The following is a 22,232-nucleotide window of genomic DNA, read 5'->3' as shown; positions in this document are numbered from 1 at the left end:
CTGAAGGTGAACCTGGCGATCCAAGCCGAGGGGCTGCGCAAGCGCTACGGCGACCACGAGGCCCTCCGCGGCCTGAACCTGCACGTCCCGGCGGGCACCGTGCTCGGCGTGCTTGGCCCGAACGGCGCCGGCAAGACCACGACGGTGCGCATCCTGGCCACCCTGATCGAACCCGACGAGGGCACCGCCCGGGTCGCCGGGTACGACGTGCGGCGCGAACGCCGACAGGTCCAGCGCTCCATCGGGCTCACCGGCCAGTACGCCGCCGTGGACGAGACGCTCACCGGCGCCGAGAACCTGCTGATGGTCGGCATGCTCCAGCGGATGGGCCGGGGACCGGCCAGGCAACGGGCGAGGGAACTGCTCGAACGGTTCCGTCTCACCGACGCCGCCGACCGGCCCGCCGGCACCTACTCGGGCGGTATGCGGCGACGGCTCGACCTGGCGGTCAGCCTGGTGGCCAGGCCGTCTGTGATCTTCCTCGACGAGCCGACCACCGGACTCGATCCGGCGAGCAGGCTCGACCTGTGGGAGATGATCCGCGAGCAGGTCGCCTCCGGTGTCACCGTGCTGCTCACCACCCAGTACCTGGAGGAGGCCGATGAGCTGGCCGACCGGATCGTGGTGATCGACTCCGGCCGGGTGATCGCCGACGGGACCTCGGACCAGCTCAAGCGCACCGTCGGCGGCGAACGCCTGGAGGTCGGGCTCGCCGACCCGGCCTGGCAGCCCACCGCGCTCGCCGCCCTGGGCCAGGCGCTGCGCACGATGCCGGTGACCAGCGAGGACGGCCGCACCCTGGCCGTGCCGGTCACCGGCGGCCTGCACGACATCACCGAGGCCGCCCTCGCCCTGCGCGCCGCCCAGGTGCCGGTGACGGACTTCGCCGTGCGCCGCCCCTCCCTCGACGATGTCTTCCTCAGCCTCACCGGTCGTGCCCAGGACGGCGCGGACGCGGGCCGTCCACCGGCGCCGACAGTACCGACCGGCCCCGCTGCGACGACCGCACCGAACGCGCCGGCCGGGCCGCCCGCGCAGACCGGCGAGCCCACCCTGCACCTGACCCACGGGAGGAGCGCGGTATGAGCGCCCTGGCACAGCCGATGCCCACCGAGCGACCCCTGTCGGCGGTGAGCGACGGACTGATCTGCTTCGAACGGCACCTGCGGCACCTGCGCCGCAAGCCCGGCCAACTGGTCAACGCGGTACTGCTGCCCACCGTGTTCGTGCTGCTGTTCGGGGTGCTGTTCGGCAGCGTCATCGAGGTACCGCACGGCGGCTACGCCGAGTTCATCATGGCGGGCATCTTCATCCAGGGCGTCATGAGCGCCGTGCCCGGCACCGCCGTCGGCACCGTGGACGACCTGCGGGGCGGGCTCGTCGACCGGTTCCGCTCGCTGCCCATGTCCGGCGCCGCGGTCCTCATCGGCCGCACCCTCGGCGACACCGTGCTGCGCGCCCTCGGCTGCGTCGCCATGGCGGCCGTCGGCCTCGGCATCGGCTGGCGCACGCACGAGAGCCCGGCGAAGGTCGCCGCCGGGTTCGGCATCCTGCTGCTGTTCGGCTTCACCATGGCCTGGCTGGGGGCGCTCATCGGCCTCTCGGTCGGCGACCCCCAGGCCGCCTCGCAGGTGCCGTCGCTGCTCCTGATGCCGGTGCTGTTCCTGTCGAACGCCTTCATTCCGCTCACCGGGCTGCCGCACTGGCTGGCGGTGGCCGCGCAGTGGAACCCGCTGAGTTCCGTGGTCGGCGCCTGCCGCGAACTGTGGGGCAACCCCGCGGCGACCAGCGCGCACTCCTTCCCGGCCGAGCACCCTGTGTCGCTCAGCCTGGCCTGGATGGCCGTCATCCTCGCGGTCGTCGCGCCCATGGCCGTCCGCAAGTACCGTACTGCCGCAGCCCGTTGAGCGGCATGACCGAGGGGGACCTCACGTGATGCCCAATACCGCCGTAGAACCCCGCACACGGGCCGGTGCCGAGGCCGAACCGCTGTCGTACGGCTCGTACCTGGAGGTACCCGGACTGCTGACGTTGCAGCGTCCGCGCACGGCAGCCCACGACGAGATGCTCTTCATCGTCACCCACCAGGCCATCGAGCTGTGGTTCCGCTGCGCGCTCCACGAGCTGGAGGAGGTGCGCGAGGCGCTGGCGGGGGAGCGCTTCGGGCACGCCCGCCGGGGCCTGCGCCGGGTGATCCGGATCGTCTCACTGGTGCTGGAGCACGTCGACGTGCTGACCACCATGACCCCGGCCGGATTCAACGAGTTCCGCGGCGCCCTCGGTGAGTCCAGTGGGTTTCAGTCGGTGCAGTTCCGCGAGCTGGAGATGCTCTCCGGCTCGCGCGAGAGCCGCTACCTCAAGCTGCCGGGAGCCACCGCCGCGGAGCGGGAGCGGCTGCAACTGCGCTTCGACGAGCCCAGCCTGCACGACGTCTTCGGCCAGGCCCTGCAACGCCGCGGGCTCACCCCCGAGGAACTGTTCGGGCCCGACCTGCCGGAGGAGGAGCTGCGCGACACCGCCGAGGACCTCCTGGAGTACGACGCGCTCTTCCACCGATGGCGCTACCAGCACTGGCTCCTCGTCGTCCGCGCGCTGGGCACCCGGCCCGGCACCGGCGGCAGTTCGGGCTCCGAGTTTCTCCGCTCCACCCTGGACAAGTGGTTCTTCCCCGAGTTGCACAACGCGCGCAGCCATGTCCACGCGGCACCCGGGGAGATGCCGTCCACCGGTCCACAGGGCGAGACCGTCTACGGATGCCCCGCGGGGCACGGACCCGGCCTGCCAGGCTGAGAGGGTGGCGCGGGCCGGTCGCACAACGGACCGGACCGCACTGTCCGGCACACCTCACTTCGATGGGAATCTGATGCACAACACGCTCACTGCACGCGACCGCGTAGGCGCCCTGGTGGCCGAGCGGGCTCGCCGGTCCCGGCCCGCGAAGACATGGGAGCGCAGAACAGGTTACGTGGCCTGCGTGTGGATGACCGTGTTCGCCGGTTTCCACGCCTACTGGGCGCTGGGCGGCACCCTGGGGCTACCGCCCCACCAGTCCCTGGTCGACAACAAGCCGCTGTTCGTCATCGACCTGATAGCCATCCCGATGAACCTGGTGGGCGCCGTCGGCGCGCTCGCGCTGGTGCAGGACTGGGGGATGGCCTTCCCCCGCGGGTTCGTCCTGGGCGGCGCCTGGTTCTGCTCCGTGCTGATGATCTGTCACGCGGCGCCCGCCATGGTGGATCTGGCCGTCTTCCTCGCCGGTCGGCGTGAGACTCCGCTGACCGGCGACGAGCGCTTCAGCGTCCTCCTGTACGAGCCGTACTGGATGCTCGGCGGGATCCTGTTCACCTTCCTCGCGCGCGGCTTCCAGCGGCGCACCCGGCGCTCCTACGGAGCGGCACCCGCGGAGGCGACCTGACATGGCGGACCGGGCACTGGACCGGCTCCTGCCCCAGTGGGACCACCGGGAGCGGCACGAGGTGGCGGTGCGCGCACCGCGCGCCGAGGTGCTGCGGGCGGTGGAGGAGACGAGATGGCGGGATCTGCCGCTGTGCCACGCACTGCTGATGTTCGGCTCCTTCGGCACCAAGCGGGACAAGGCGAAGGAGCCCTTCATCACCTCCATGACCGACGGCGGCTTCACCCGACTCCACCGTGACGGGGACCAGTTGGTGATCGGCGCGGTGGTGTCCATCGAGGAGCCGAAGGGCCCGGCCACCCTGACCGAACCGCTCGATGCGACCTTTGCCGCCTTCGACCGCCACGGCCACTACAAGGTCGCCTTCGACTTCCGGGTCGTCGAGGGGCGGCTGACCACCGAGACCCGGGTGATCAGTACCGACCCGGCGTCCCGGCGCCGCTTCGCCCGCTACTGGGCGCTCATCCGGGTGCCCAGCGGCCTGATCCGCCGCGAGTGGCTGCACGGCATCCGCCGACGCGCCGAGGAACAGTCCGCCCGGCCCTAGGGGCTGTCGTCACCTTCCCTCCCCCAGCCTTCGGCCGGGAGGTGCTCCCGGCCCCGCGACGCCATCGCCGCACCGGCCGCCCCTCGGGCGACGCCCGGAAGGTGACGACAGGCCCTGGCCCCCGGGGCGGGTCCGGCACGCTCCGCCGGACCCACCCGTGCGGCCGAACACACCCATGCGGCCGGACCCACCCGTGCGGCGTGAACGAGTCGCCGCACCGCCGGGCCCGCCCGTGCGATGCCCCCAAGTCGCCACCCTCACAAGCCAGTCACTCCCATAAGCCAGTCACCGACCCTCGACATGACCGGAACCGCGAAGATGACCACAAGCACCGACACCGACACCGTCCCCGCCCCGCAGGCCGACCTGGACACCTTCGACCTCACCGATCCCCGTACCTTCGGCACCGACACCCCGGACCGGCTGCACGACCTGTGGCAGCGCTTCCGCACCGAGCGGCCCGTCCACCACCACCGGCCCACCGGCGGCCGGCCGGCGTTCTGGGCCCTCACCCGCTACGACGACGTGGTGGCCGTCTACAAGGACAACGCGCGCTTCACCTCCGAGCGCGGCAACGTGCTCGCCACCCTGCTGCAGGGCGGCGACTCGGCGGCCGGCAAGATGCTGGCCGTCACCGACGGCGCCCGGCACCGCGCGATCCGCACCTTGATGCTCAAGTCGTTCTCGCCGCGGGCCCTGACCCATGTGGTGGAGCAGGTCGACAAGCGCACCCGGGACCTGCTCGGCCAGGTCCTCGACCGGGAGAGCTTCGACTACGCGGAGGCGATCGCCGAGCACATCCCGATGGGCACCATCTGCGACCTGATGGCGGTGCCCCCGCAGGACCGGCAGCCGCTGCTCGACTGGAACAAGCAGGTGCTGAGCGCGGACAACAGCGACGGCAGCCCCGAGGACGCCTGGCTGGCCCGCAACGAGATCCTGCTGTACTTCTCCGACTTGGCCCGCCACCGCCGCAAGAAGCCCGGTGACGACGTCGTCAGCACCCTCGCCACCGCCGAGGTCGAGGGGCGCCCGCTGACCGAGGAGGAGATCGTTTTCAACTGCTACAGCCTCATCATCGGCGGCGACGAGTCCAGCCGGATGGCCTCCATCGGCGCGATCCTCGCCTTCATCGAACACCCCGAGCAGTGGCGGGCGTTCAAGGCGGGCGAGGTCACCGTGGACAGCGCCACCGAGGAGGTGCTGCGCTGGACCACGCCCGCGATGCACTTCGGCCGCCGGGCCACCAAGGACGTGGAGATCGGCGGCAGGACGATCCCGGCGGGGGACATCGTCACGCTGTGGAACACCTCCGCCAACTTCGACGAGACCGTCTTCCCCGACCCGCGCCGCTACGACCTGGGCCGCACCGCCAACAAACACGCGACCTTCGGCTTCGGCCATCACTTCTGCCTCGGCGCCTTCCTCGGCCGGGCGGAGCTGAAGGCACTGCTGTCCGCGCTGCGCGAGATGGTGGCGGGCATCGAGTCGCGCGGCACCGCCGAGCGGGTGTTCTCCAACTTCCTCTACGGATACAGCAGCGCGCCCGTCGCCCTGCGCTCCGCCTGACCGGCCGCTCCGTCCCGACCTGCCTCGGGGCCTGTCCTGTCCGGTCGGCTACCACCGTCTCGGTGCGCGGAAGACATGGAACACCACGCGGATCACCAGCACGCTGCTGACCAGCAGCACGTGATAGCCCATCAGTTGATAGAGCGTCAGCGAGGGGCCGAGCCGCGGGCCGTGGTCGGTGCCCAGCAGCAGCACGCCGACGAGGGCGGTGATCCCGCCGAGGAAGGCGAGCACCGCATCGTGCACCAGGCCGCGTACGAAGTGCCGGTCCCTGGGGTCGGCGAGCAGCCTGACCTGGACGCCGAGTTTGCCCTGTTCCAGGTTGCCGGTGATGCGCTCGATGCGGCGCGGCAGCCGGCGCAGCACCGGGGCGAGGGTGAGCGCCTCCTCGGCGAGGGCCCGGCCGACGGACTCCGGCCGCACCTTCCGCCGCACCTGCGCCGACGCGAACGTGCGCGCCTCGGCGATGATGTCGAACCCGGGATTCAGCTGCGTCATCGCCCCTTCCAGGGTGGCCAGCGCGCGGAAGGTGGCCGCGATCTCCGGTGGCACCGTCAGACCGTGCCGGGCCACGAGGCGGAACAGGTCGGAGAACATCTCGCTGTCCGGCCGGGTGCCGGGGGCGAGATGGCGCGCCATGAAGCGGCCCAGGCTCCGCTCCAGGAGCCGCTCGTCGGTGTCCTCGCCCCGGTCGACCAGTTCGAGGAGCGCGTCCGAGAGCGCGACCGGGTCACCGCGGTCGATGGCGAGCAGCAGTTGGCCGAGCGCCTCCCGCAGCACCCGGCCGATCCGGCCCACCGAGCCGAAGTCGAGCAGCCCCAGCTCTCCGTCGCGCAGCAGCATGATGTTGCCGGGATGCGGATCGGCGTGGAACACCCCGCCGATCATGATCTGTTCGAGAATGCACTCCATGAGCTGCCGGACCAGCTTGGCGCGGTCCAGGCCGCGTTCCTCGATGGCTTCGCCGGCCGCGTTGAGCGGCGTGCCCTCCAGCCACTCCAGGACGAGGACCCGCTTGCCGGACAACTCCTCGTACACACGGGGCATGCGCACCCGGGAGGTCTGCTCGGGACTCTCGGCGGCGGCCCGTATCGTGGCCATGTTGCGGGCCTCGATACGGAAGTCGAGCTCCTCGTGCAGGGAGAGCGCGAAGCCCTCCGCCAGGTCCATGGTGCCGAGATCGCGGCCCCAGGAGGTGCTCTCCTCTATCTTGCGGCTGATCCGGAACAGGATGTCGAGGTCGAGGTCGACCACCGACTGGGCGCCGGGCCGCTGCACCTTGACCGCGACGTCCTCGCCGGTGGCGAGCCGGGCGCGGTGCACCTGGGCGATGGAGCCGGCGGCCAGCGGCTCGGGGTCGAACTCGGCGAAGAACGCCTCGGGTTCGTCGCCGAGTTCCGCCGTCAGCACCTGCTTGACCTCCTCCCAGGGATCCGGTGTCACCTGGTGCTGGAGCGTGGTGAGTTCCGCCACGAACTCGGGCGGCAGCAGGTCGTAGCGGGTGGAGAGGACCTGGCCGAGCTTGACGAAGGTGGCGCCCGCGTCCTCCAGGGCGAGCCGCATCCGCCGTGCCAGGCGCGCTCGTTCCAGCGACCCCTCGGGACCCTTGAGGCCCCGGCCGCGCAGCGCGTCGCCGAGGCCGTGCCGCATCGCGATCCGGCTCAGCTGGCCGTAGCGGCGGGTACGGGCCAGCCGGTCGCGTATCCGGTGGGGCCAGCGGACCACGCCGGACAGGGAACCGGACGGCACCACCGCCTCGGACAGCGCGAGAAAGCCGACCGCCGCCAGCAGCGTCAGGCCGATCTGTACGGAGACCAGCGGCGTGTGGCGGGCCTCGCCCATGGCGGAGCCGATCATGACGCTGGCGCCCAGGGCCGCCAGGCTGGCGAGGGCGGCGCGCGCCTTGCCGATTCTCAGGCCGAGCAGTCGCCGGGCCCCGACGGACAGCAGGGACACGGTGACGACGAGTGTGGCGGCGGCGACGATCAGGAAGAGGGTGAGTTCCATACATGCGTGCGCCGCCCGGCCCCCGCTTGCGCGGCGGTGACCGGGCGGCGCCCTCCTCTCGGTGGGATCACGTGTTCCGTACGAGCGTGCGGTCGGTCTCGTGGCCGCCGGGCGCCGCCCCGGATTCGACGGGGGCGGCCGTGCCGGGCTTGTGGCCGGGCCACCAGGCGCGGCGGCCGAGCAGCGTGGTCAGCGCGGGCACCAGGAACATCGCCATCACGAACGCGGACAGCAGGATGCCGAAGGCGACCGCGAAGCCCATCTGCTGGAGCATGGTGTTCTTGGCGAGCATCAGCACCCCGAAGGTCCCGGCCAGGATGACCGAGGCCGCGCCGATGGTCGGCACCGAGGCGGCGACGGCCCGTGCGGCGGCCTCCCGGGGGGTGCTGCCCCGCCGGATCTCCTCCCGCAGCCGGCTCACCATCAGGATGTTGTAGTCGGTGCCGATCGCCACCACGAAAAGGTAGACGATCACCGGCAGGGTGAAGAGCAGCCCGTCCTTGCCCTGGCCGTCCTGGAACAGCCAGACGGTGGCGCCGAGCGTGGCTCCAAAACCGAGCGCGACGGACACCATCAGATACAGCGGGGCGATCACGCTGCGCAGCAGCAGCCCCAGGATGATCATGATGGCGAGGCCCGCGACCGGGAAGACGACCTTGTAGTCGTGATTCACCGCGGTCTGGATGTCGGCCAGCACCGCCGTGGTGCCGCCGACCACCACCGTGGTGCCCTCGGGCGCCGCCCGGTGTGCGGTGTCCCGCAGTGCGCCGGAGACCAGGGAGAGGGCCTTGTCACTGGAGGGCTTGTACTTCAGGACCACGTTGTACTGGGCGACCGTGCCGCCCTTGCCGAGCAGGGCGGGGGAGACCTGGCCGACCCCCTCGACCTTGCCCACCGCACCGCCGAACGCGGTCAGTTGATTCTTCGTCAGCTTGGCGTCGCCGTCGCTGCGTAGATAGACGGTGGTCGGGTCGGACTGCCCGGCGGAGAAGCCGCGCTGCATGTCCTTCATCGCTTTGACCGACTCAAGGCCGGACGGCAGCGAGCTGGTGGTGTCGAACTCGGCGCGGAAGCCGAGCACACCCACGGCGAGCACGGCGAGGACCCCGCCGGTGACCGCGGCGACCGCACCGGGGCGCCGGGCGCCGAGAGCGGCGACGCGGCCGGCGAGGACGTTCTTCGGCTGCCGCCGCCAGGACTTGGAAGGCCAGTACGCCTTGGTGCCGAGCAGCGAGAAGACGGCGGGCACCAGGGTGAGCCCGGCGGCCAGGGCCACCGCGACGGAGATGGCGAGCGAGGGACCCATGGTCCGGAGCATGCCCATGGTGGACAGCAGCAGCGCGAGGAAGGCGACGATGACGGCACCGGCCGCGGACGCCACGGTCTCACCGACCAGGCTGACCGCGTTGACCATGGCCTGCTTGGGGTCCTGTCCCTCGCGCAGGAGTTCGCGGTGGCGGAAGAGCAGGAACAGGATGTAGTCGGTGCCGACGCCGAACAGCACCACGATGAGGATGGCGGAGATGGAGTTGTCGGCCTTCAGACCGCCGAGTTCGGCGGCGGTGGAGAGCAGGCCGGTGGCGACCATGAAGGCAAGGCCGATGATCACCACCGGGAGCACCGCGATCAGCGGGCTGCGGAAGATGATCAGCAGCAGGAGAACGATGAGCAGCAGCGTGGCCGACATGATCATGGAATCGGTGTCGCCGGAGGACTCCTTCGAGTCCAGCGCACTGGCGGCCGCACCGGTGAAGCCGACCTTCAGGTCGCTGCCCTTGAGCAGCGGCTTCACCTCTTCGCGCAGCTTCTTCACCGAGTCCATCAGACCCGGGTCGTAGGCGTCCTTGGTGGTCGCGATGACGCTGGAGAGCGCTATCTCACCGTTCGGGGAGACCGCGTCCTGGCTGGTCTCGATCTGCTTGATCTTGTCGATGCCGAGGCGCTGGAGACCGGCGGAGACCTCGACGACCTTCTCGCGGTCCGCCTTCGTCAGCGACGCGCCGTCGGACCGCTGGAACACCGCGATGGCCGCGGGCGCTTCGTTGTGCGGAAATGCCTTCTGCTGGATCTTCTCTGCCTGGACCGACTCGTAGTGCGAGGGCAGGAAGTCGGCCTGGTCGCTGGTCGCCTTCAGCTGGGGAGCGAACACGGCCAGCGCGACCGCAGCGACAATCCAGGCGGAGATGGTCAACCAGGGGCGGCGGACGACAGCCTGTCCGATCCGTCCGAACATGGGACTCCTTAGCGAACGTGTGAAATCTGTGCTTTCCGGCGGTGGGGGGGGGCGATGCGGCGCCCGGTGGCTTCGTGAGGGACGCGCCACCTGAGCCGGCGCTCTAAGAGCTCCGAACAGAATGGGCGCCCGGCGTGCGACGCCTGGCACGCACTCCCCCAGCCTTCGGCCGGGAGGTGCCCCCACGCGGTGTTGCCGAAAGGCCCTAGTAGCTCCGCTACGAGGACCTTCCGGCGCCTTGCGATCGCACGCACCAGACGCCGCACGCTGATCGGACTCCCATTCTGTTCGGAGCTCCAAGGCCGTGGAGCGCGCCGCCGTGCACGGCGGCGAGTAAGCGCAAGGATCCCGGCCGGCGGGTGTGGGTCGGAGCCTTGAGAGTTACGGGCGTCGGGCCCGGCCCAGCGGAATCCGCGGTGGGGCCGAGCGGAATCCGGGGCGAGGCCGAACGGAATCCGCGGTGGGGCTCTGGCCCGCTCGGGAACGGTCCGCGGAGCACGCCCGGCGGCTCCGTGTGGGGGGAGAACCTCCGGTGGTCGGTGCGAGTGGGGCGCGGCAGAGTCTAGGCAGGGCCGCCGGCTCCGACCGCGGTCACTGGCAGCTATCTGCCAGCGCCCCGACCCGGCCCCGGCGGTGTACCGCACGGGGCGCGCCGCGCGGTGGACGACCTCGGGCGCGACACCTGAGCCTGCCGGCCGACGGATCGAGGACGACGTGAGCGGCGCCAACCACCCTGACGCCTCTGGCGGATTGCCTCTCTGGCGGATTCCCCACGATCCCCGCGCGCGCCGGTGGGCGGTGGGCCCCGGTGCGCGCTCCGGTGTCCGACGGCCGACAGCGCGGCAGAGGTACGCAGAGGTACGCAGAGGTACACGCTATGGGGTCGGCCGATGCCTTCCGCCGCGATGGCACGTTGATGCCAGGCCCGTTGAGAACTCCACCCGGCGATCACAGAGTTGTCGCCTGGATGCACGGAGTGTTCAGTGCGCCACGGTGTCCCGGAAAGGTGTCGATGAGCGTGCGACGTATTCCCGTGGCTGTGGAGGACGCCTCAATCTCTCAGGGAACAGGGATCGTCGACCACCTCGCCCTGGAGAGCCCCGACCTCGGCAGACGACTGCGGGCAGGGCTGGAGCACGCCGAGAAACTGCTCCTGAGCACCACACGGGATGCCGACGACCCCCGGATCGCCGAGGTGACCGGGCACCTGGCCCGCGCCGGAGGCAAGCGGCTGCGCCCGCTGCTCGTCCTGCTCGGCGCCGAGTTCGGCGAACCCTGGCGGCCCGGTGTCACCGAGGCGTCCGTAGTCGCCGAACTGGTCCACATAGCCTCCCTGCACCACGACGACGTCATGGACCGCGCCGCCCTGCGGCACGGAGTGGCCAGCGTCCATGCCCGCTTCGGCGCCCGGACCTCCGTGTTCAGCGGCGACTGGCTGCTCGCCCGAGGCGCCCGGCTGGCCGCCGACCTCAGCCCCGCCGTGTTCCGTCTGCACGCCGCGACCGCGGACCGCCTGGTCGCCGGTCAGCTCCTGGAACTGACCGGGCCGGCCGGGGGCGAGAACCAGGTCGATCACTACTTCCGGGTGCTGTCCGGCAAGACGGCGGCTCTGCTGTCCATGTCCCTGGGCATCGGCGCCCTCCAGACCGGCGCGCCCGACGAGCACGTGGCCGCGCTGACCGGGTTCGGCGAGGAGTTGGGTATCGCCTTCCAGATCGCCGACGACCTCCTCGACCTGCGCTCCCCGGCCGGGGCCAGCGGCAAGGAACGGGGCACCGACCTGCTGGCGGGGGTGCCCACCCTCCCCATCCTGCTGGCCCTGGCGGGCCGGCACCCGCAGGACGCGGAACTGCGGGAACTGCTCGCCGCGGGCCCCGTACCGGAGCAGAGCGCGGCCCGCGCCCTGGAACTCTTCGCCCGTTCGCCCGCCCTCGCCGAGACCGAGGCCGTGCTGCACCGCCGCCTCGACCTGGCCCGGGCGGCTCTCGCCCCGCTGCCCGGGCTGCCCGCCCTGCGCGCGCTGTTCGCGCTGTGCGACTACGTGGCCGTGCGCAGCAGCTGACCGGGCCGCCAGGCTGCCGTGCGGCGGCGCACGACACTCGTCGCCGCGGCAGTCAGTCCGCCAACCAGGGGAGTCCCGCATGGAGTTCAGGATTCTGGGTCCCGTCAGTGCCCAGCGCGACGGGCGCTGTGTCCCGCTCGACGGGGCCAAGCAGCGGGCCGCCTTCGCCGCTCTGGCGATCGCGCACGGCCGGGTCGTCACGGACGAACAGCTGACCACCCTGCTCTGGGGCGCGGACCCGCCCACAGGCGGCACCAGCCGGCTCTACACATATGTGTCGCGGCTGCGCACCCGGCTCGGACCCGAGGCCGGCCTCACCCGGCACGGCACCGGCTACCGCCTGGAACTCGGGCGGGCCACCCTCGACTGGGAGACCTTCCGAACACTGGTGGAGGAGGGCCGTGCGGCCCTGCGCGGCGGACGGTTCGCGTCGGCCGAGCGCAGCCTCGCCGGTGCCCTCGCACTGTGGCACGGTCCGGCCCTCGGCGGCGTCACCGAGCAGCTCGCCGCAGCGCAGGGGCCGTGCCTGGAGGAGGCACGCCTGGCGGCGCTGGAACACCACATCGAGGCGGCCCTCGCCCTCGGCCGTCACGGGGACCTGGTCCCGGGCCTGACCGGACATGTCGCCGGCCATCCGCTGCGCGACAGGCTGCGCGGCCAGTTGATGACCGCCCTGTTCCGCAGCGGCCGCCAGGCCGACGCCCTGGCCGTCTACGAGAACGGACGCCGCATCCTCCGCGAGGACCTCGGCATCGACCCGGGCCCCGAACTCCACGCCCTCCAGCAGAGCATCCTCACCGGCACCCTGCCGGGCCCCGAGGCCCCCGAACACCCGACGATCACGGTGCACGCCCTGGCGGCCGACGGCGCGGCAGGCACCACGGCTCCGGCGGAGCACACGGCCACCCCCGGAACACCGGCTCCCGCGAGGGCGGTTCACCGGTCCACGACAAGGCGCCGAGCACCCACGGCTACGGCTACGGCTACGGCTACGACTACGGCTACGGCACCCGCCCGGCCCGAAGCGGCCTTGCCCGCGACCACGCCGGGAGCCGCACCCGGCCCCCGACCAGGACGCAGCACAGCACCCACACCCATGGCGCACTCCGCCGACACCAGGCAGGACCATCCACCCACGACCGAGTCCAGTGCTTTGTCCAGTGCCTTCGCGGTCGGCACCGCAGAGGGCCGCACACCGGTGCCGGCCCTGTTGCCGGCGGCGTCCGCGGACCTTGTCGGCCGGACCCAGGCGGCGCGGACGGTGACCGCCGCACTGCGCGACCGCCATGACATCGTGATCAGCGGCCCGCCCGGCACCGGCGCCTCGTCGCTCGCCGTGTGGGTCGCCGGGCGGTGCCGACAGGACTTCCCCGAAGGGCAGTTGTACGCGGACCTGCGCACCGGTGAGGGCCGCCCCCGCACTCCGCACGAGGTGCTCGGCTGGTTCCTGGGCGCGCTCGGCACCGAGGCGGAACGTCAGCCCACCGGGACGGACGAGCGCGCGCAGCTCTTCCGTACCCTCGTCGCGGGCCGCCGTATGCTCATCGTCCTGGACAACGCCGCCGACGACCTCCAGGTCCGCCCCCTGCGGCCGGGCGGCGGGGAGAGCCGTGTGGTCGTCACCGGAGTGCACCCCGCACTTGCCTCGCTCGACGCGGTACGGCTGGTCCGGCTCGGTCCGATGGCCTCGGCCGAGGCGGTGGCGCTGCTGGCTTCGGCGGCCGGCGTGGAGCGGCTCGCCGCCGAGCCCGAAGCGGCGCTGCGCGTCGCCGAGTTGTGCGACCGGCTGCCGCTCGCGCTGCGCATCGCCGGCGCCCGGCTCGCCGCCCGACCGCACTGGTCCGTCGCCCGGCTCGCCGACCGTCTGTCGGTGGAGGAGCGCAGGCTCGCGGAACTGCGCATCGGGTGCCTGGACGTCGCCCGGGGCATGCGATCGGCGCTGGAGCTGCTACCAGAGCGCGCGGCCGACGCCCTTCGCGTGCTCGCGTCCGCCGGTCTCAGCTGTTTCACCGCACCGCACGCGGCCGCCCTGCTCGGCCACGCCGTCGATGACGCCGAGGAACTGCTGGAGCAACTGGTGGACTCCCAACTCCTACAGGTCAGGCCCGAGGACGCCGCCCCGCCGGGCGGCCTCGCGGGCTACCGACTGCCGTCACTGGTGCGGCTCTACGCCCGGCGACACCGCCAGACCTGGGCGAGAGTCAGCCCCCTGCACCCGGCCCGCGTCAGCTGACGCGCCACGCGTGCGCGCACACTGACCGCGTCCGCCGCGACGCCTCGCCCCTCTCGTCACCCACAACCGCCGACGTACTTCTCGTCACCCACAACCGCCGGCGTGCCCCTCATCCAGGCCGTACCCGGCGATGTGACCGCTCTCCCGCAACGCCATTTCGCTCAGTGTGTCCACAAACGCCGCCAGAAGGCTCGCCCAAGCGGCGCCGACGTCGCGCAGCAGCAACTCCTGGTCGAGCGCCGCGTTGTTCTCGATCTCGTTCAGGGTCTCCAGGGGGTGCCGGACGTCAGGCTGGGGGACCTGGTCGTAGAACAACTTCTCCTCCTCGCGCTTCCGGGCCCATACCGGAACCCAGGCCCCCACCCTCACACAGAGCGCTGTACGCGATATCCAGACCATCTGTACGCACAAATACAGAGAAAATACAGCCCAACCGAGACACGCCCGGGGGCACGCCGACACGGCCGCGTTTTCCAGCAGAGCCCCGTGCCCCGAGTTCAGCGGTGATCACTGATCAACCTAACGGCTGCCATTGACAGTGAACTGACTTTAATTACCGGCCCGTTGCCCAAAGGGAGGTGTCCACAAGGGCAGTTGAGCCGGGGCGTACTGTTCCGTACGACCAGCAGACAATGTCGTCCAGCTCAAAATCGGGGGTATTCCGGAATGGCCCGCCCATCCCGCAGAATTTGGTTCGTCCTCGGTCTCGCGGCCGCCGCCGTCGGTCTCACGGCCGTCCTCGTGGCGCGCGAACTGACCTCGCCGACCTATGGCATCGAGCAGGGGCCCCATGCCGACGCTCCCGCCTGCGCGCGTATCGCCAGGGGCTACCCGGCAACGCTGGACGGACACAGGCTGGAAGGCACCGGCACACCGGGCGTCGCCGTATGGGGAGACAAGTCCGTGGTCCTGCGCTGCGGGCTGGAACCGCCCGCCCCGACCACCGACCTGTGCGTCACCGTCGATGGTGTGGACTGGGTCTACCAGCAGGCCGAGTCCCGTAACGGCCGCAAGGTGATCATCACCTACGGGCGCAGCCCCGCCGTCGAGGTCTCCATCTCCGCCCAGGACACCGCCGTCGACGGTGCGTTGGTGGAACTGAGCCGGATCGTCCGGCCGATCCGCCGGCACAACCACTGCATCGGCGCCACCGACAGCTGACCGAAGGCCCGGTCCCCACGAAGGAACCCGCATGAAACGCCCGCCCGCTCGCATCTACGGCCCCCTCCTGGCCGCCCTCGTCGGCGCCGGGATCCTCATCGGCGTGACCGTCGCCAGGGACGACCCGCACGGCACCCCGGGCCACCACCTCGGCGCGGACGGAGCACTCATGATCGACGCTGCTTACCGTCCCACCGCACCGGACCTCACCGGCACCGGCATCGACGGCCGCCCGACAAGCCTCGCCGCCTACAAGGGCAAGACGGTCGTGGTCAACGTATGGGCTTCCTGGTGCGGCCCCTGCCGCAAGGAAACCCCCGCACTGACGCGCTACGACGAGAAGACGAAGAGCCAGGACGTCGTCGTCCTGGGCCTGAACGAGGACGACTCCTCCGCCGCGGCCCACGACTTCGCCCGCGAGTTCCACATGGCCTATCCCAGCATCCTGGACCCCGCCGGAGACCGGTTCCGCGCCCTGGCCAGGGGTCTGACGACCACGCAGGGTCTCCCGGTCACGTTCGTCGTCGACCGGCACGGCCGGGTCGCCGCGACGACGGCCGGAGGCATCGACGAGGACCGCTTGGCAGCGCTGGTCGCCGCAGCCCGGACCGACGCCGGCTCTTCCCGGCCTTGAGCGCGGCCGCTCACACACGGGCCTGAAAACAAAGGCAGCGCCCGAGGGGCGTTGACACCGGCGGAGTTCAGGTCCCGAGCGACTTCGGTTCGTCTCGCGTACGGCGTCGCGTCGGTCCTGCTCACCCTGGCCCGGCTCGCCCTCGCCCTCGCCCTGCTGCCCGCGTCGCTGCTCCCGGCCTGTTCGGCACTGCCGTCACCGCGGGGCCGAGTCAGCCGACGTGACGTTCCGTCAGTTCACCGAGCGGCAGGGTGTGCTGGGTCTGCAGCACCTTCGCCCGCAGATAGCGGACGTTGTGGGCGGTGGTGAAGACACCGGTCGGCACCCGCTCACGGACGCCGACGCCCAGTGTCCGCAACTGCTCGGCCTTGTCGGGGTTGTTGGACAGCAGGTCCAGCTCCTCGATGCCGAGGGCGCGCAGCATCTGGGCGGCGGCCGTGTAGTCGCGGGCGTCCTCGGGCAGGCCGAGCGCGGCGTTGGCCTCGTAGGTGTCCAGGCCCTGGTCCTGCAGCGCGTACGCGTCGAGCTTGTTGTAGAGGCCGATGCCGCGGCCCTCCTGGCGGAGGTAGAGCAGGACGCCGCCGCGGTCGGCGATGCGCTCGACCGCCTCGCGCAGCTGGGGGCCGCAGTCGCAGCGGGCCGAGCCGAAGACGTCGCCGGTCAGGCATTCGGAGTGCAGCCGCACCAGTGGGACGGGGCCGGGGTCGCCGAGGACGACGGTGAGGTGCTCCTGGCCGTCCGCGAGGCCGTGGAAGGTGACGAGGTCGGCGTCGACGGCGTATCCGTCGTGGAAGCGCAGCGGTACCCGGACGCGGGCACGCGGTGTGGCGACGGGAGTGTCGGGCATGCGGGTTCTCCGGGTCCGATGGACGCATCTGCTTGAGTTTTGAAGCAGATCTACGGCTGGGGAGCCTACTCCATGCTTTAAATTTGAAGCAATAGGATTCTGTCTGGGCCGTGAAGAAGGCAGGGGCGCGAAGCGAGCGAGGTTGCGGGCGGGGAGAGGCCACGGGCAGGGGGGAGGGTGTGGGTGGGCGAGGTTACGGGCACGACGGCGCCGACCGTCGCCGCCAGGGCAGGTCCTCGGGCGCGGGGCGCGCCCCGTCCCCGTGGAGCGCCCGCGCGATCGCCGTGCAGATCTCCTCCAACTGCCCCACCTGCTCCTCGCTGAGGTGGTCGAAGACGGCGGCGCGCACCGTCTCGACGTGCCCGGGAGCCGTACGCTCCAGGGCCGCCGACCCCGCCTCCGTCAGCGCGGCGATGCTGCCGCGCCGGTCCGACGGGCACCCCTCGCGCCGGACCAGGTCGTCCTTCTCCAGTCGGGTCACCGCGTACGTCAGCCGACTGCGGGTGATCTTCGACTGCTCGGCCAGGTCGGTCATCCGCAGCCGGTGCTCCGGCGCATCGGAGAGGTTGGCCAGGATGGAGTAGTACAGGTGCGGCATGCCGGCGTCCTGCTGGAGCTGCCGGTCGATCGCGTCTTCCAGCAGCAGGGAGGCCGCGAGGTACGCGCGCCAGGCGCGCTGCTCCTCGGGGGTGAGCCAGCGGGTCGTCATGCCACCAGTGTAAGTTTGTTTCAAACTTGAACCAAGCCCGCCCAAGCCAAGCCCCGCTCATACCAGCCCACCCGAGCCAAGCCCTGTCCGAACCAAGCCCGCTGAACCAGGCCCACCCAAGGCAAACCCGCCCGAACCGGCCCCCGAACCAGCTAACCCATTCCGCCCGTCTCCACGCTGGAGCACGCCGATGCCCTTCCCGTACGTCCTGCTGTCCGCCGCCGTCTCCCTCGACGGCTTCCTGGACGACACCGGCCCCGAGCGGCTGCTCCTGTCCGGCCCGGCCGACTTCGACCGGGTCGACGCGGTGCGTGCATCCGTCGACGCGATCCTGATCGGGGCGGGCACGATCCGCGCCGACAACCCGCGGCTCCTGGTCAACGCGCCCGAGCGGCGCGCGGCCCGGGTCGCCGTCGGCCGCCCGGAGTACCCGCTCAAGGTCGCCGTCAGCGGCTCGGGCGACCTGGACCCGGCCGCGTGGTTCTGGCACACCGGCGGCGAGCGGGTCCTCTATACGACGGACGCGGGCGCCGAGCGGGCCCGGCGGGCAGGCATCGCGGCCGACGTCGTCCCGCTGGGCCCCGGCCTCGACTGGCCGGCGCTCCTCTCCCACCTGTACGAGGCGCGTGGGGTGCGGCGTCTGATGGTCGAGGGCGGCGGGACCGTCCACACGCAACTGCTCCGGCAGGGCCTCGCCGACGAACTCCAGCTCGTCGTCGCCCCGTTGCTCGTCGGCGATCCGGGGGCGCCCCGGCTGTTCGGGCCGGGGGAGTACCAGCGGGGGCGGCTACGGCTCCTGGAGACCCGACGGATCGAGGACGTGGTCCTGATGCGGTACGAGCCGACCGCCCCCGGAAGCGGCCGGACGGCCGTCGCCGCGGACCGGCACTGGCTGCGGATCGCCTGCGGGCTGGCGGCGCAGTGCCCGCCTTCACGGACGGCGTTCAGCGTGGGCGCGGTCGTGGTGGCCGCGGACGGAACGGAACTGGCGCGCGGATTCTCGCGGGAGGCGGGCGACCTCCAGGTGCACGCGGAGGAGGCCGCGCTCGCCAAGATCGACCCGGCGGATCCGCGGCTCGCCACGGCCACGGTCTACAGCAGCCTGGAGCCGTGCGCCCGGCGGGCCTCGCGCCCCGCACCCTGCGCGCGGCTGATCCTGGAAGCGGGGGTGCGCCGGGTGGTCACGGCCTGGCGGGAGCCGGACACGTTCGTCACGGGGGCCGACGGGAGCGGGCTGCTGACGGCCGCGGGGGTCGATGTCGTCGTCCTGCCCGAGTACGAGGCGTCGGCCCGGGAACCGAACCGCCATCTGCTCGGCTGAAGGAGCGGGCCCGCCCCTTCAGCCGAGACATCCGCCGACCCGAGCCACCATGCCCGCCTGCCGGCGCGAGCCGCCGCGTCCGCCGACCCGAGCGGCCGTGCCTGTCGGCCCAAGCGGCCCTGCCCCCTGGTTCGAGGGGGAGACGCCTACCAATCCGAGCGATCGTGCCTGCCGGCCCAAGCCGCCGTGCCCCCCTGATCCCAGGGGGAGGCCCCTGACCCCTGATCCCCAGGGGGAGACGCCCGCCAATCCGAGCGGCCCGCCTGCCGACCCCAGAGGCGCGCCTGCCGATCCGAGCCACCGCGCCCGCTGGCCCGAGCCGCCGCGCCCCCGGTCCGAGAGGGAGACGTCCACCGGTCCAAGCGCCGCACCTGCCGGGCGGCCCGAGCGGCCGTGCCCGCCGGGCAGTCCGAGCGGCCGCGCCCGCCGGACGGTTACCCGTGTGCTTGCCATCCCGCACATGGCGTACACTGGTGGCACACCGACGCGGGGTGGAGCAGCTCGGTAGCTCGCTGGGCTCATAACCCAGAGGTCGCAGGTTCAAATCCTGTCCCCGCTACTGAAGGCTCAGGGCCGGAATCCAGTACATGGATTCCGGCCCTGAGTATTTTCCGCGAGTGTCTTCCGCCACACGGGCCGCCCTGATCATTGTCTCGCCGACATCATTGTCACCGCCGGTGATCGGACGACCGCCCTCCGCATAGCGACTGAAACACCGTCACGCCCCACGGGCCTCCCGGGTTTCCCCGTGAGAGTGGTCAAGTCGCCCGGTTTTCGCCGGTCCTGGGCCGAAGGTCCGTGCCCGATCGCGTTAATGATCAAGCCGAACGGCTTGGAATCTGCCCGCCGGGTCTATTAACGTTCGATAACGCAGCGCGGTCGTCCCAGCCGTCACAAGAGGCGGCTCCGTGCGCACGCGCCGAATCCCGCAAGGGAACCGGGGAACCACCACCTTGGGGTGAATCACGCGGACGCCGCCGTGGAGACACGGCCGGTATACGCGCGTAGGAGACCTTCCTGCTCCGAACCCGTCAGCTAACCCGGTAGGCGAAGGAAGGAAAGGAGTACGCCCGAGTGGCGTCCAACCGGCCCGCCCCAGAAGCCCCGTTCGCGCCGAGCCAGTACGGCACCGAGACCTTCGGCTACGGCAACTACCGCACCGACGAGGGCCCTTGGGAGGAGTGGAACCCCACCGAGGACTCCATCCGCCCGCTACGCGGCCGGCACCGCGTCGCCAAGCAGCGCGGCGGCGGACTCGCCCGCAGCTCCACGGTCCTCGGCGTCGGCGTCATAGCCGCCGTCGGCGCGGGCGGCATGGCCAGCGCCAACACCGGCAAGCCGCCGGTCTCCATCTCCATGCCCGACCTGCCCTCCGTCGGCTCCCTGCTCGGCGACGGCGCGGACACACCGGAATCCAAGGGTTCCCCGACCGCCCTGAGCGGCGTCGGCGTGACCGAGGCCGACAGCGCCGACGGCGCCACCGACGCCGGCGAGGCGCTGCGCCACCGCATCATGGCGCAGGCCGAGCAGCAGCAGGGCCAAGCCGAGACCAAGGCCGTCGCCGCGGCCGTGTCCGCCGCCGACAAGGAGGTCGCCGACGCGGCGGCCAAGGCGGAGCAGACGGCCGCGGTCCAGGCCGCCGCCGCCAAGGAGAAGGCGGAGGCAGCCAAGGAGAAGGCGGAGGCCGCCGCCAAGAAGAAGGCCGAGGAGGCGCGGCTGGCCGCGCTGGCCAAGCAGTACGCGCTGCCGACCTCCTCGTACACGATCACCAGCACCTTCGGCCAGGCCGGCTCCATGTGGTCCTCCGGCTACCACACCGGCCTCGACTTCGCCGCCCCCACGGGCACGCTGGTCAAGGCCATCCACACCGGCACGATCACCGAGGCGGGCTGGGCCGGCTCCTACGGCTACCGCACGGTCCTCACCCTCGACGACGGCACCGAGCTGTGGTTCTGCCACCAGTCGTCGATCAGCGTCAGCGTCGGGCAGAAGGTCAGCACCGGGGACGTCATCGGCCGCGTGGGCGCCACGGGCAACGTCACCGGCCCGCACCTCCACCTGGAGGTCCACCCCGGCGGCCAGTCCGGCGGCATCGACCCGATGGCCTGGCTGCGCGGCAAGGGCCTCACCCCCTGACACACCCCCGGCACATCCCCTGTTCCCCGGCGGTCCTGGCGGCATCCCCCCGACGTCAGGGCCTGCCGGTCAGGTGTTTACGGGATCTTTGCGCATGCCGGTGGAATCAAGTGTTCCGCCGCGTTTGTTGAATGTGGGTATGACTTCCTTTCACAAACTCGGCCCCTCCGACCTCGAGGTCTTCCCGCTCGCCCTCGGCGGCAACGTCTTCGGCTGGAGCACCGACGAGGCGACGTCCTTCGACGTCCTCGACGCCTACACGGCCGCCGGCGGCAACCTCATCGACACCGCCGACTCCTACTCGGCGTGGGTCGAGGGCAACCAGGGCGGCGAGTCGGAGACGATCATCGGCAAGTGGGTCAAGGCGCGCGGCAACCGCTCCGACGTCGTGATCGCCACCAAGGTCAGCCAGCACCCCGACTTCCCGGGCCTGTCCGCCGCCAACATCAAGGCCGCCGCCGACGCCTCGCTGCGTCGGCTGGGCACCGACCACATCGACCTCTACTACACGCACTTCGACAAGCCGGAGGTGCCGGTCGAGGAGATCATCGGCGCGCTCGACGAACTGGTGCGGGCCGGCAAGGTGCGGTACATCGCCGCGTCCAACATCGGCGCGGAGCGGCTCCAGGAGTCCCTCGACCTCTCCGACCGCGAGGGCCTCGCCCGGTACGTGGCGCTCCAGCCGCACTACAACCTGGTCTCGCGCGACACCTACGAGGGTCCGCTCCAGGACATCGCCGCCCGCGCGGGCCTCGCCGCCCTCCCGTACTACTCGCTGGCCGCCGGTTTCCTGACGGGCAAGTACCGCCCCGGCACGACCGTCGACAGCGTGCGGGCCGCGGGTGCGGCCAAGCACCTGGAGAGCGAGCGCGGCCGGCAGGTCCTCACGGTCCTGGACGAGATCGCCACGGCCCACGGTGTCGCCGTCTCCACCGTGGCGCTGGCGTGGCTCGCGGCCCAGCCGACGGTGGTCGCCCCGATCGCCTCGGCCCGAACGGTGGAACAGCTCCCGGATCTGCTCGCCGTGGCCGATCTGACCCTGACGGAAGAGGAGACCAACCGCCTGACCCAGGCATCGTCCTGACGTCAGAGGGCGAGCGTCAGAGGGCGGGAGAAGAACGCCTGCGGGATCCTGCGGGCGGCTGCAACATCAAGGCCGCCGCAACGGTGCCTTCAACGGGGCGTGTTGTTTGTTCTCGACCGGGCGAGAAGGGGTCTTGAGCCGGTGGCGGGCCGCGCCCTAGCCATCGTTCGGCTGCTTGGCCTTCGGGAGATCTGGTGGCGGCCCGCTGCTCGGTGCAGGGGTCGCCGCGCCCCGGGGCCCAGCCGAGGGCGCAGCCGTACGGCTCAGCCAGGCG

The 22,232-nt window shown here is 71.6% G+C and carries 18 protein-coding genes, 1 tRNA gene and 1 riboswitch; of the genes, 14 read left to right on the top strand and 5 right to left on the bottom strand.

Annotation, left to right across the window (positions count from 1 at the left end):
• Positions 1-6: 6 nt before the first annotated feature.
• From ACWEKM_RS25280 to ACWEKM_RS25255, 6 genes are all read left to right on the top strand, one after another.
• On the top strand, positions 7-1,086 hold the full coding sequence (locus tag ACWEKM_RS25280) for an ATP-binding cassette domain-containing protein (RefSeq protein ID WP_451623498.1): 1,080 nt from the start codon (positions 7-9) through the stop codon (positions 1,084-1,086).
• Complete coding sequence (locus tag ACWEKM_RS25275) at positions 1,083-1,907, top strand: ABC transporter permease (protein ID WP_451623497.1); 825 nt, start codon at positions 1,083-1,085, stop codon at positions 1,905-1,907. The genes ACWEKM_RS25280 and ACWEKM_RS25275 overlap by 4 nt, the downstream gene beginning before the upstream one ends.
• 28 nt (positions 1,908-1,935) lie before the next feature.
• On the top strand, positions 1,936-2,790 hold the full coding sequence (locus tag ACWEKM_RS25270; RefSeq protein ID WP_451623496.1) for a tryptophan 2,3-dioxygenase: 855 nt from the start codon (positions 1,936-1,938) through the stop codon (positions 2,788-2,790).
• Positions 2,791-2,863: 73 nt separating this feature from the next.
• On the top strand, positions 2,864-3,415 hold the full coding sequence (locus ACWEKM_RS25265) for a DUF3995 domain-containing protein (protein WP_451623495.1): 552 nt from the start codon (positions 2,864-2,866) through the stop codon (positions 3,413-3,415).
• Between the two features lies 1 nt (position 3,416).
• The gene (locus ACWEKM_RS25260; RefSeq protein WP_451623494.1) at positions 3,417-3,962 is read left to right on the top strand and encodes a hypothetical protein; all 546 of its coding nucleotides are present in this window, start codon (positions 3,417-3,419) and stop codon (positions 3,960-3,962) included.
• A 318-nt stretch (positions 3,963-4,280) separates the two neighbouring features.
• The gene (locus tag ACWEKM_RS25255) at positions 4,281-5,531 is read left to right on the top strand and encodes a cytochrome P450 (protein ID WP_451623493.1); all 1,251 of its coding nucleotides are present in this window, start codon (positions 4,281-4,283) and stop codon (positions 5,529-5,531) included.
• 48 nt (positions 5,532-5,579) lie between these two features.
• Here ACWEKM_RS25255 and ACWEKM_RS25250 read toward each other — a convergent pair whose 3' ends face one another.
• Together ACWEKM_RS25250 and ACWEKM_RS25245 are read right to left on the bottom strand one after the other, a co-directional pair.
• Entirely contained in the window at positions 5,580-7,538 is a 1,959-nt protein-coding gene (locus tag ACWEKM_RS25250) for an ABC1 kinase family protein (protein ID WP_451623492.1), read from the bottom strand.
• 67 nt (positions 7,539-7,605) lie between these two features.
• Positions 7,606-9,771, bottom strand: a complete 2,166-nt coding sequence (locus ACWEKM_RS25245; protein WP_451623491.1) for an MMPL family transporter — start codon at positions 9,769-9,771, stop codon at positions 7,606-7,608.
• A 1,018-nt stretch (positions 9,772-10,789) separates the two neighbouring features.
• Here ACWEKM_RS25245 and ACWEKM_RS25240 point away from each other — a divergent pair.
• Positions 10,790-11,833 carry a polyprenyl synthetase family protein gene (locus tag ACWEKM_RS25240; protein WP_451623490.1) on the top strand — a complete coding sequence of 348 codons (1,044 nt, stop codon included), beginning with the start codon at positions 10,790-10,792 and terminating at the stop codon, positions 11,831-11,833.
• 79 nt (positions 11,834-11,912) lie between these two features.
• Positions 11,913-14,066, top strand: coding sequence for a BTAD domain-containing putative transcriptional regulator (locus tag ACWEKM_RS25235; protein WP_451623489.1), 2,154 nt, complete (start codon positions 11,913-11,915; stop codon positions 14,064-14,066).
• An 84-nt stretch (positions 14,067-14,150) separates the two neighbouring features.
• Here ACWEKM_RS25235 and ACWEKM_RS25230 read toward each other — a convergent pair whose 3' ends face one another.
• Positions 14,151-14,435 carry a DUF6269 family protein gene (locus ACWEKM_RS25230; RefSeq protein ID WP_451623488.1) on the bottom strand — a complete coding sequence of 95 codons (285 nt, stop codon included), beginning with the start codon at positions 14,433-14,435 and terminating at the stop codon, positions 14,151-14,153.
• 297 nt (positions 14,436-14,732) lie between these two features.
• Between ACWEKM_RS25230 and ACWEKM_RS25225 the strand changes: the two genes are divergently transcribed.
• Both ACWEKM_RS25225 and ACWEKM_RS25220 read left to right on the top strand, forming a co-directional pair.
• A complete protein-coding gene (locus ACWEKM_RS25225; protein ID WP_451623487.1) occupies positions 14,733-15,227 on the top strand; it encodes a DUF3515 domain-containing protein in 495 nt (164 codons plus the stop codon).
• A gap of 31 nt (positions 15,228-15,258) precedes the next feature.
• Entirely contained in the window at positions 15,259-15,861 is a 603-nt protein-coding gene (locus tag ACWEKM_RS25220; RefSeq protein WP_451623486.1) for a TlpA family protein disulfide reductase, read from the top strand.
• Between the two features lie 211 nt (positions 15,862-16,072).
• Here ACWEKM_RS25220 and ACWEKM_RS25215 read toward each other — a convergent pair whose 3' ends face one another.
• Positions 16,073-16,708 carry a GTP cyclohydrolase II gene (locus tag ACWEKM_RS25215; protein ID WP_451623485.1) on the bottom strand — a complete coding sequence of 212 codons (636 nt, stop codon included), beginning with the start codon at positions 16,706-16,708 and terminating at the stop codon, positions 16,073-16,075.
• A gap of 193 nt (positions 16,709-16,901) precedes the next feature.
• Complete coding sequence (locus tag ACWEKM_RS25210; protein WP_451623484.1) at positions 16,902-17,417, bottom strand: MarR family winged helix-turn-helix transcriptional regulator; 516 nt, start codon at positions 17,415-17,417, stop codon at positions 16,902-16,904.
• Positions 17,418-17,607: 190 nt separating this feature from the next.
• Here ACWEKM_RS25210 and ACWEKM_RS25205 point away from each other — a divergent pair, with 190 nt between their 5' ends.
• From ACWEKM_RS25205 to ACWEKM_RS25190, 4 genes are all read left to right on the top strand, one after another.
• Entirely contained in the window at positions 17,608-18,738 is a 1,131-nt protein-coding gene (locus tag ACWEKM_RS25205; protein WP_451623483.1) for a dihydrofolate reductase family protein, read from the top strand.
• A gap of 485 nt (positions 18,739-19,223) precedes the next feature.
• Positions 19,224-19,297: transfer RNA gene (locus ACWEKM_RS25200), tRNA-Met, on the top strand.
• A 348-nt stretch (positions 19,298-19,645) separates the two neighbouring features.
• Positions 19,646-19,803: riboswitch (cyclic di-AMP (ydaO/yuaA leader) on the top strand.
• 9 nt (positions 19,804-19,812) lie between these two features.
• A complete protein-coding gene (locus ACWEKM_RS25195) occupies positions 19,813-20,874 on the top strand; it encodes a M23 family metallopeptidase (RefSeq protein ID WP_451623482.1) in 1,062 nt (353 codons plus the stop codon).
• 139 nt (positions 20,875-21,013) lie between these two features.
• Complete coding sequence (locus ACWEKM_RS25190; protein WP_451623481.1) at positions 21,014-21,958, top strand: aldo/keto reductase; 945 nt, start codon at positions 21,014-21,016, stop codon at positions 21,956-21,958.
• Positions 21,959-22,232 lie beyond the last annotated feature (274 nt).

It is taken from the genome of Streptomyces sp. NPDC004752 (assembly GCF_053601275.1).
This window is presented reverse-complemented; position numbering and strand designations above follow the sequence as displayed.

Bases quoted from the DNA above. Each gene is read 5' to 3' on its own strand.
- ACWEKM_RS25255 (WP_451623493.1), top strand. From the start codon at position 4,281: ATGACCACAAGCACCGACACCGACACCGTCCCCGCCCCGCAGGCCGAC.
- ACWEKM_RS25215 (WP_451623485.1), bottom strand. From the start codon at position 16,708: ATGCCCGACACTCCCGTCGCCACACCGCGTGCCCGCGTCCGGGTACCG.
- ACWEKM_RS25210 (WP_451623484.1), bottom strand. From the start codon at position 17,417: ATGACGACCCGCTGGCTCACCCCCGAGGAGCAGCGCGCCTGGCGCGCG.
- ACWEKM_RS25235 (WP_451623489.1), top strand. From the start codon at position 11,913: ATGGAGTTCAGGATTCTGGGTCCCGTCAGTGCCCAGCGCGACGGGCGC.
- ACWEKM_RS25225 (WP_451623487.1), top strand. From the start codon at position 14,733: ATGGCCCGCCCATCCCGCAGAATTTGGTTCGTCCTCGGTCTCGCGGCC.
- ACWEKM_RS25260 (WP_451623494.1), top strand. From the start codon at position 3,417: ATGGCGGACCGGGCACTGGACCGGCTCCTGCCCCAGTGGGACCACCGG.
- ACWEKM_RS25270 (WP_451623496.1), top strand. From the start codon at position 1,936: ATGCCCAATACCGCCGTAGAACCCCGCACACGGGCCGGTGCCGAGGCC.
- ACWEKM_RS25250 (WP_451623492.1), bottom strand. From the start codon at position 7,538: ATGGAACTCACCCTCTTCCTGATCGTCGCCGCCGCCACACTCGTCGTC.
- ACWEKM_RS25205 (WP_451623483.1), top strand. From the start codon at position 17,608: ATGCCCTTCCCGTACGTCCTGCTGTCCGCCGCCGTCTCCCTCGACGGC.
- ACWEKM_RS25220 (WP_451623486.1), top strand. From the start codon at position 15,259: ATGAAACGCCCGCCCGCTCGCATCTACGGCCCCCTCCTGGCCGCCCTC.
- ACWEKM_RS25275 (WP_451623497.1), top strand. From the start codon at position 1,083: ATGAGCGCCCTGGCACAGCCGATGCCCACCGAGCGACCCCTGTCGGCG.
- ACWEKM_RS25265 (WP_451623495.1), top strand. From the start codon at position 2,864: ATGCACAACACGCTCACTGCACGCGACCGCGTAGGCGCCCTGGTGGCC.
- ACWEKM_RS25190 (WP_451623481.1), top strand. From the start codon at position 21,014: ATGACTTCCTTTCACAAACTCGGCCCCTCCGACCTCGAGGTCTTCCCG.
- ACWEKM_RS25245 (WP_451623491.1), bottom strand. From the start codon at position 9,771: ATGTTCGGACGGATCGGACAGGCTGTCGTCCGCCGCCCCTGGTTGACC.